Raw genomic sequence first — 8,416 nt, forward strand, 5'->3', positions numbered from 1 at the left:
TAATCAGTTACACTAACCAAAGGGTTAGGCTAACCGTCCCTGGATTTTTAATCCATTTAGGTTAAACGAATCGCACACATACAATTTAAATGCAGTACAGGTTAGAGCGTAAGTATTGTTAATGTTTCTTAGGATTTTTCGGAAAAGGAATGCCCAAACTTTCGTGAAAAACAACCTGAGTTTTATAAGTCAAGCGCCGGTTAACTTGTTTGATGATTTTTTCCAAAAGCGCATCGCCGGTTTTTTCTATTAAAGGTTGAGACATCGATCGAATAAACTTGGGAAAGCAAACCCCCACAGCCAAATCCAGCTTCCAGCTAGTAATGGTAATCGCAGGCGGCAGCTTAGCACGTTCCGAGCTCGGCCAATCGGCGGCAAACTCCTGAGACGGTACCTCCATCAGCTTCATTGCCGATCGAAAATCCACTTCATACCCAGGCGAGGTATAATCCGGAACCGGAATAGTCTTAATCAAATAGCAGCCTTCAGCGTCAGGCGGCAGCAACTCTAAACCAATTCTCGCTTCAACACGGTAGCCGAAAGCCCCAAAACGCCCGATTAATAAATCATAGCCGTTTTCTCCGAGCGGCTCGGCCTTCATCGGCGAAGCGCACTGGCAAAACCAAGTCTTGTGGTTGTTCAAATGCTTTGCCACCGTCTCCGCATCGGCGTACATCTCCATGCTGTCTTCAAAATGCGTGTGAAACCAAATCGGCTCAACTTCCTCTCCTGCATCCGCGCTTCCACTTTCGGGCTGTCGGAAACTCCCATCTGGGTAGCAATTTTCGTCAGAAGGTTCAACAGTTTGATATTCAGCGGAATCCTGCCTCATCGTATGCTCTCCTGTTATACACGCCAATCGATCGGGTTGGGGATGTGTTAAGGAAGTTTCCTCCCTACAATTGAGAAATGGATAGTTGCGCTATAGCAACAAAATTTACCCTTGTTCAGCATAACTCGACTTTTGACATACTCACCGCCCTAAAAGGGCGGTGATTCTTGACGCTTCATTGGGAGATGCTATCTTCATAGTCTTACTCTCTCTCTGCGTCCGTTTAGAGTCGTGGCAATGCCCTATCCCGACTTTTTTTATATTTTTGGCGGCGTTCTCATCCCTATCGTGTTGGGTTGAGCAATTTAAGCAAACCACCGACCTAATAGATAGGTCTAATTTTCCCCATTTATAGCCGCACTCAGAACAGACTTGACTGGTGGGTTCCCACCGACTAATTATTCTAAGCTCACGGCTAAATTTGTCGGATTTAGCTGAGCAAAATACCCTAAACTGATACCATCCCTGCCTGTTAATTGCCCTAGCTAATCTTCGATTTTTGACCATTCCCGACACATTCAAGTCTTCTAAAACAATTACTTGGTTTTCCTTGACTATTTGGGTTGACAATTTGTGCAGGAAGTCGGAACGAGTGTCGGCAATTTTGTTGTGCAGCTTGGCGATTTTTAGGCTGGTTTTATTTCGGCGTTTGGAGTCTTTCTGTTGGCGTGCTAGCTGGCGTTGCAGTTGACTAATTTTACGCTCGTATGTAGAATAATCGGGGCTTTTTACCTGCGTCCCATCGCTGAATACCGCAAAGGTTTTTAACCCTAAATCGATGCCGATAGATAAGTTTATTGGCGTGAGATTGACAGGCTGGATATCTACTACAAAGCTGAGTAAGTAGCGGTTTGCACAATCTTTGATTACCGTCACCGAACAGGGTTCGGATGGTAACTTCCTAGACCATATAGGACTGACATTCCCTATTTTTGCCAAGTAAACTTGATGGTTTTTAATCGAGAAAGCCGACTTGGTAAACTCGGCTGATTGCTTGTTGGTTTTTTTTTTAAACTTAGGCACACCTACTTTTACCCCCTTTCTTTTCTTTTGAAGAGAGTTGAAAAAGTTTTTATAGGCTGTTGCCAAATGTCTCAAAACCTGCTGTAAGGGAACGCAAGATACATCGTTCAACCAAGCTCTTTCTTCAGTTTTTTTAGCGCCAGTTAGCAGTGCAGACAACTGATTGTAGTTTGGCAACTTATCGGAGGATTTGCACAAAGCCAAGGCATCGTTCCAGACTACCCTCACGCAACCAAACAACTGAGCGAGGCTCTGTCGTTGTTGGTTCGTGGGATAGAATCTGTATTGATACCTTGCTTTCATAGTTTTCGTTTTCTGTTTCTACATTATACTACAGGATTGAGAGGGCAAGCGACAACAATTCACAGAAAGTAAAGCCCACGATTTCCCAAGTAAAGCCGTCCTAAAAGGACGGGGTTTCAAACCCATTTTTATGATGAAAGCATTTGTAGCAGGAGCCACAGGTCAGACTGGCCGCCGCATCGTCGCAGAATTGGTCAAGCGAGGTATTCCCGTGCGCGCCTTAGTCCGAAATCTAGACACAGCTAGACAAATTTTACCACCGGAGGCTGAGTTAGTGACTGGGGATGTATTAAATGCGACTTCCCTGGGCGATGCCATCGGGGATAGTACGGTATTGCTGTGCGCGACAGGAGCCGCCCCTGGTTTTGACCCGACAGCGCCTTACAAGGTGGATTTTGAAGGTACTAAAAATTTGGTGGATGCAGCTAAGGCTAAGGGAATTGAGCATTTTGTCCTTGTGACTTCTCTGTGCGTCTCTCAGTTTTTTCACCCGCTGAATTTGTTCTGGCTGATTCTGGTTTGGAAGAAGCAAGCCGAGGAATATTTGCAAAAAAGCGGCTTAACTTATACGATCGTCCGTCCGGGCGGTCTCAAAAATGAGGATAATTCAGATGCGATCGTCATGACTGGTGCGGACAAAATGTTTGAGAGCAGCATTCCCCGCACTAAGGTAGCCCAAGTGTGCGTGGAGGCGCTGTTTCAGCCGACTTCTCGCAACAAGGTTGTGGAAATTGTGGCGAAGTCGGAGGCTCCGCAAAAGAGTTTTGAGGAGTTGTTTGCCAGTGTGATTTGATTGAATTAGCCTCGCTTGGGTTCGGTGCGTCAGACTAAAAACACTTTGATTTGGATCTGAGATGTTGCACCATTGTCAAGAACAGGCTTTCCGGCCTGTTCCACAAAAAGTGCATTTTCTTGTGGGGTGGGCATCCTGCCCGCCCAAAAAAGGCTTATCGAGAATGGTGCAATATGTGATTTGGGTCAAAGATTTGGGCTGACGCACCCTACAACAATTTTCCGAGCGCCAAATCTGGCAAAATCTTAATAGTTTTACGATTCGCCGTTGAAATTTCCCTCTCCCAGCATGAAAACTCTCAAGTGGCCAGCTTGGTTCCCCTATCCGATTTCGTGGTTAAGGGCATTTGCTCTCGCTCAGAGTTTTAGTTTTGTCCTTCGCAGGGGCATTCCTTTTGTCAGCGACGATATCGGCTTTCTGACTCTACTGCTGGCGGCTTGGCTGATTCAGTTGCCTCTGTTTTTTGTGTTTCACTTGTTCGCCGTCAAAATCTTAAATCCCTTACTAATTATGCTGCCGGGGCGCTTGCGCGTTGCGCGCAAGTTCAAGCGCAGGCACACTGGTATTCGATCGCACTTGCGAGAAGGCTTGAATGCTGTTGTAGTGATTTTTTTTGCCTTTAATCTGTCGCTGTTGGTGCAACTGGCGATTTTTTATTGGCCAGCGCGATCGATCGATCCGGCTCAGTTACTAGCAGGAATATCTACCCTGACAAATGTTGCTGTAGCAGGTGAATTAGATTTCTGGCTGCTCAAATTGGCGGGGGTTTTATCGAGTTTAACGCTGTTAGCGGCCCCCCTATATCAATACGATTTTCGGGTGCGCCGGATGCGGGTGGCTCGAAAATGGGTTGAAATTTCGGAAATGGAAATGACTTTGCTGGAAGCTGAGAAATTTGGCCGTCGAAAAAGAGGTTTGCTGAGGCGATCGGAGATTCAAATCCTCGGATTTATACTTTTAATCGGCGCTGTGATTGGCGGCGGTGTTTTTTTGGTTGACAGTTTGCGGGGAAATCAGCAGTTGTCGCAGTTGGCAAGCGGGGTGGGAAAATTTCCGCCGCTGGCTATGAAAACCGGCGATCCTTACATTCGGGCGCTGATGCGAACTATTTCTGCTAGCGAGTCGAATGTTTCTCGCCCTTATCACGTTGTTTACGGTGGCAAATATATATTAGATTTGAGCCGCCATCCTGACTGGTGCGTGAAGATTGTTAAGGGCCCGAATCGAGGCAAGTGTACTACCGCTGCGGGCAGGTATCAATTTCTTACTACGACTTGGAAGGAGAAGGCGAAGCGCTATCAGGCGCGTCGTGCTAATTTTTTATTCTGGGAAGATTACAGTTTTGAACCAGAAGATCAGGATGCTGTGGTTTATGCCTGGTTGAGCGATCGCAAGTTTTGGAAAGCTGATATTCCTGAGATGTTGCGGCAGGAAAGATTAACTGAGGTATTGCGGATGCTTTCAGGAACTTGGACGAGTTTGGGATATGGAATTGAGAACAATTCTATGAGTTCTCGTTTGCCGAAAGTCTACCGGGCAATGCTGCGGGAAGAATTGGAAAATGGTGGTTCTTAGGGAGTTAAATGTTGGCTGTTGACGGTTGACGGTTAACTGTTAGCTGTTAAGCTGAGGTGCATCTACATTTTACAGTCAACTTTGATGAAATTATTGTGGGGTGGGCGTCTCGCCCGCCCGAAAAATACAACTTAAATGCACAATAGCTTAACGAATATTATTGGTGATAAACAAGCCAAAACGATTAAGAAATAACCACTAACAAGTAACGAATAACTAATCCTTCAATTTGGGTAAAAATGCTGTCAAACATTTGTACAATTCTAATCCCGATCCAGCTTGCAGCGGATAAAACTTGTCGAAATTAATGGGGTTTCCCGGTGCTAATTTTCACTCGGTTTTCTGTGCTGTTTTTGGGGAAATTTCGATCGCTACCGTGATGTTAATAATGTTGTTGTGCTGGGGGATTCCCCGGAAGCAGTAACTTTTGCCAGTGCGTTTGTCTGAATCGCTGCCGGTGATGTATCTGTCTTGTTTCCGAAATTGGATTTCTCTGAAAGGTCGATCGATCGCAAAGGAGTCTCGGTAGCGGTAGTCTCCGTCGCGCAAGATTTCGACAGTCGGCTTGATTTGACTTATAACTGTTGCTGGACTAAGAGTTAGCATCATTGATCCGCGTTCCTCTTGTGAAATCAGTGATTTTGCTGCCTGGTGGCTGAGTCGCTGTGGGCGATCGGCTTAAACAAACGCGCCGTGTAACAAATTAATAAAAGTTGTTATACAGTTTAAGTTTATCCCTGCCTATCGTGAATAATTATTTCATGGTTTTATCTCTGTTACCTATCTGAATAATAATAAAAATATCCAGCAAGCCCTGAAAAATTTTTCGGGCGCATATTAGGGATTAATTGACGATACTGCGAGGATACTGCTATGTTGTGCGTGACGCAAGAAACAAAAAATTTAGGGCGGGTTGAAACCGGAAATTCCCAACGCCGAGACTCTTTCACCTCTGCGTCTAAAAGTACCAGTATTCTCCGATCGCGAGTTTACAAAGATGAGGCTTTGGTTTCTGCTACCTTGGCCGGACTGCCAGCTCTTTTGGCATCCCTCGAAAGCTTTGGCGATCAGTAGAACTTGGCATTTTCTATTGCTATATATGGCGCATGGAGATTTGTGATAGCGCCTGCAAACCGAGCAGGGGCTGTTTTGATTGCACCTAAAATTCTCATCGATTTGAGTTGAGTTTGGCTGTACTGAACTCTTCCGGGACGCAGAAACCAGGTTGTTTACACAAAAACATTTTTATAGCCCTTTATTATGGTATGAAAAATGGTATAAAAACCCGGTTTATTGGTGTGTGTGCGTAAGTCTTGTGTTAACAAAATTTATTTGTGAGTGTCATCGGGTGCGATCGATGCCTCTACCTCTTGGGAGGAACGGCTTAACATAGAGTCGTGCAGGTGTTCGTTGTGCTGCCTTTCTTGAGCCATTAATTCTCTGGCTTTTTCTTCAGCAATTCCTTCGCTAGGTGTTTCTAGCTCGTGGGAGGAACGGTTGAGCATAGAGTCTTGCAAGTGTTCGCTATGCTGCCTTTCTCGTGCAATTAGTTGTCTAGCTTTTTCTTCTGCGTTCATAAGTAGTTTCTCCAATTGCTTGTTAGAACCGATTCTTATATTAAGATGCCACACTTCGAGGGTAAAGGTAGCAAAATTAACAGAAAATTTTACAAAAAATTGATAAATAGTTGAGTATGCTGGCGGTGGGTATCGGGAGCGGTGGTTGCCGAGCTAATTATTGCCAGACGCCGGAAAAGATATTCTTGACTGCGATCGCAATTCGATTTAAGTCTTCCTTCAGCAGCGGTGGCCAAGAAACTCCTCTGCCGAGTCCAGCTTCAAATTGCTGCAAACCTTCTACTGACAGTAAATGCAGTGCCGAGATCAATTGTCGATCGAGCATTGGAGATTCTTGCAGCCCTTCAAACAATATTTTTAAAGCTAATAAAATCGATGTCACCTGTCCGGGCACGGGGGGCTGACCTTGTTTGAGACGCATCAGGAAGGCGTCGGGATTTTTCTTGGTTTCCAGGGCCGTTCCTTGGTCGATCAGAAAACTGCGGGCTGTTTTGTAATCCATTTGACGTGCGATCGATCCGAGTGCAATTAATTAGCTGGCATTATATCACTTTTTGTCGCGCTCAATTTGGTAATATATTTCCATACAGCCTACACTACAGCTACTCGTGAGGTGCGCCCACAAGCACGGTACAGCTACTGATTAGAGGCGTAGCATTCATCCCACAGTCGCCTTGAGCGAACTGAAACGGACAGGGAAAAATAAAACAATGGCAAAACACCAAAGAAATAGCAGAAAATCCAAGATTTATCGCTACTTGTGGCTGCTTTTTTTGTGTCTGAGCTTTCTGTTAGTTCCGCTCATCAAAAAAATAGTGGCCGATACGCCATTCCCCCCACCCGCTCCTATTGAAAATAATGCTACTTTTGGAGCGAGGATTCAAAGGACGATGGGGCTACTTGCAGCTAGCACTCCAACAGACCGCCGCCAAGTGCGTATCCTCTTCTACGGTCAATCCATCACTCAGCAAGATTGGTGGAAAGATGTAGTGAAGGATTTGAGACAGCGATTTCCCAATGCAGATTTGATTGTGGAAAATCGAGCAATCGGAGGATTTGCTGCCCCGATTTTAATCCGTCCCAGCGAACACGATTTGTATCCTTTTTATCCCGACTTACTGATATTCCACGTCTACGGAGGCGATGAAGATTACGAAGCCCTAATTGCCAATGTCCGCCGCCGCACTGCTAGCGAAATACTCTTGCATTCAGACCATATTGACTGGATGCCGACAGGCAATAGCGACGATCCAAATTCAGTCAAAAGATACGAATGGCACAACACTCATTCTACTAAATGGCTGCCGGAGTTGGCAGATAAGTACGGCTGTGAAATCGCGGAAATTCGCGAACCTTGGCGCCAGTATTTGATAGACAATCGCTTGCAGCCACAACAGCTATTGAGCGACAGCATTCACCTCAACAATTGGGGAAATTTTCTCCTAGCTGCTCTCATAAAACCCCACCTGCGATACAAGCCAAATTCTCCTCAACAGCCGCAGGATTTAGTGAAAACCTATACAGTTGGCAGGGATGTTAAGTGGCAAGATGGCAAGTTGGTTTTAGAATTTGAAGGGAATAGAATAGATGCGATAGCCGATAAAACCTTCAACGGCAAGGCAATGTCTGCTAGAATTGCGATCGACGGCAAAAAACCCTCAGAATTTCCTGAACTTTACAGCATCACCAGACCTAGCGCTAGCCTTGGCGTTCCTTGGCCCGCTATTCTCCAAGTATCCAGCCAAAAACCGCTAATCGTCGAAGATTGGAAAGCCGTAATTACTGAGATTAACAGCGACGCCAGCAAGTTTAAATTTGACGTTGTAGGTTCTAAAACAGGTTACGACGGCAGCGGTACAAACGACGAAATGTTTGTCTCAAACTCGGGCCGCGTCGTGATTGAACCGAGAAACTGGTGGCTGAAAAATTCTTATGAATACTCTAAAAAACCGACTCCTAAAGGCTTTGAGATTTCCTGGCAGGTGCGACCAATGTTTGTGGATTCATACGTTCCTCCACAAATTGCAGATTCAAGCCGCGAGTATTCTACAACATTGGCTCAGAATTTGAGCAACTCCAAACACACCCTCGAAATCGTCCCCGAAACAGATGGGGAAGTGCCTATTCAGGCAATTCGAGTGTATCGCCCTCCTTTCTCCAATCTACCATCTAAAGTTGAGAGTCTTAAACCGCAGAACTCAGCGGATGAAGGCAAATAAACGCCGATCAAATTGCATCATACCAATTTAATATGAAGCTGCATAGAATAAAGCTTCCAGAATGAAAGTGTAAGAAGATAGTGAACTCATTTCT

Annotated in this window: 9 protein-coding genes; 4 read left to right on the forward strand and 5 right to left on the reverse strand. The window is 45.4% G+C overall.

The annotated features are described in order from the left end of the window. Positions 1-118: 118 nt before the first annotated feature. Both QUA71_RS28385 and QUA71_RS28390 read right to left on the reverse strand, forming a co-directional pair. Positions 119-832: a DUF1997 domain-containing protein gene (locus QUA71_RS28385; RefSeq protein WP_333290249.1), complete on the reverse strand. Its 714-nt coding sequence runs from the start codon at positions 830-832 to the stop codon at positions 119-121. Positions 833-973: 141 nt separating this feature from the next. Then, positions 974-2,158, reverse strand: coding sequence for a transposase (locus QUA71_RS28390; RefSeq protein WP_333290251.1), 1,185 nt, complete (start codon positions 2,156-2,158; stop codon positions 974-976). 133 nt (positions 2,159-2,291) lie between these two features. Here QUA71_RS28390 and QUA71_RS28395 point away from each other — a divergent pair, with 133 nt between their 5' ends. Further along, positions 2,292-2,951 carry an NAD(P)H-binding protein gene (locus QUA71_RS28395; protein ID WP_333053110.1) on the forward strand — a complete coding sequence of 220 codons (660 nt, stop codon included), beginning with the start codon at positions 2,292-2,294 and terminating at the stop codon, positions 2,949-2,951. Positions 2,952-3,239: 288 nt separating this feature from the next. Then, the gene (locus QUA71_RS28400) at positions 3,240-4,526 is read left to right on the forward strand and encodes a glycoside hydrolase family protein (protein ID WP_333290252.1); all 1,287 of its coding nucleotides are present in this window, start codon (positions 3,240-3,242) and stop codon (positions 4,524-4,526) included. Positions 4,527-4,856: 330 nt separating this feature from the next. Here the strand turns inward: QUA71_RS28400 and QUA71_RS28405 are convergent, their stop codons facing one another. Then, positions 4,857-5,135, reverse strand: a complete 279-nt coding sequence (locus QUA71_RS28405; protein ID WP_333290255.1) for a hypothetical protein — start codon at positions 5,133-5,135, stop codon at positions 4,857-4,859. A 264-nt stretch (positions 5,136-5,399) separates the two neighbouring features. On the opposite strand from QUA71_RS28405, the gene QUA71_RS28410 reads away from it, so the two are divergent. Continuing rightward, a complete protein-coding gene (locus tag QUA71_RS28410) occupies positions 5,400-5,600 on the forward strand; it encodes a hypothetical protein (protein WP_333290256.1) in 201 nt (66 codons plus the stop codon). A 254-nt stretch (positions 5,601-5,854) separates the two neighbouring features. Here the strand turns inward: QUA71_RS28410 and QUA71_RS28415 are convergent, their stop codons facing one another. Together QUA71_RS28415 and QUA71_RS28420 are read right to left on the reverse strand one after the other, a co-directional pair. Further along, positions 5,855-6,103, reverse strand: a complete 249-nt coding sequence (locus QUA71_RS28415; protein ID WP_333217834.1) for a hypothetical protein — start codon at positions 6,101-6,103, stop codon at positions 5,855-5,857. Positions 6,104-6,260: 157 nt separating this feature from the next. Beyond that, on the reverse strand, positions 6,261-6,605 hold the full coding sequence (locus QUA71_RS28420; RefSeq protein WP_006633144.1) for a hypothetical protein: 345 nt from the start codon (positions 6,603-6,605) through the stop codon (positions 6,261-6,263). Between the two features lie 208 nt (positions 6,606-6,813). On the opposite strand from QUA71_RS28420, the gene QUA71_RS28425 reads away from it, so the two are divergent. Further along, the gene (locus tag QUA71_RS28425; RefSeq protein ID WP_333290259.1) at positions 6,814-8,322 is read left to right on the forward strand and encodes an SGNH/GDSL hydrolase family protein; all 1,509 of its coding nucleotides are present in this window, start codon (positions 6,814-6,816) and stop codon (positions 8,320-8,322) included. The last annotated feature ends 94 nt before the right edge of the window (positions 8,323-8,416 follow it).

This window comes from Microcoleus sp. MON1_C5 (assembly GCF_036701875.1).
In the GTDB taxonomy this organism is placed as follows: Bacteria; Cyanobacteriota; Cyanobacteriia; order Cyanobacteriales; family Microcoleaceae; genus Microcoleus.

Excerpts from the sequence above, each read along its gene's own strand:
- QUA71_RS28385 (WP_333290249.1), bottom strand. The coding sequence starts at position 832 with ATGAGGCAGGATTCCGCTGAATATCAAACTGTTGAACCTTCTGACGAA.
- QUA71_RS28390 (WP_333290251.1), bottom strand. The coding sequence starts at position 2,158 with ATGAAAGCAAGGTATCAATACAGATTCTATCCCACGAACCAACAACGA.
- QUA71_RS28395 (WP_333053110.1), top strand. The coding sequence starts at position 2,292 with ATGAAAGCATTTGTAGCAGGAGCCACAGGTCAGACTGGCCGCCGCATC.
- QUA71_RS28400 (WP_333290252.1), top strand. The coding sequence starts at position 3,240 with ATGAAAACTCTCAAGTGGCCAGCTTGGTTCCCCTATCCGATTTCGTGG.
- QUA71_RS28405 (WP_333290255.1), bottom strand. The coding sequence starts at position 5,135 with ATGATGCTAACTCTTAGTCCAGCAACAGTTATAAGTCAAATCAAGCCG.
- QUA71_RS28410 (WP_333290256.1), top strand. The coding sequence starts at position 5,400 with ATGTTGTGCGTGACGCAAGAAACAAAAAATTTAGGGCGGGTTGAAACC.
- QUA71_RS28415 (WP_333217834.1), bottom strand. The coding sequence starts at position 6,103 with ATGAACGCAGAAGAAAAAGCTAGACAACTAATTGCACGAGAAAGGCAG.
- QUA71_RS28420 (WP_006633144.1), bottom strand. The coding sequence starts at position 6,605 with ATGGATTACAAAACAGCCCGCAGTTTTCTGATCGACCAAGGAACGGCC.
- QUA71_RS28425 (WP_333290259.1), top strand. The coding sequence starts at position 6,814 with ATGGCAAAACACCAAAGAAATAGCAGAAAATCCAAGATTTATCGCTAC.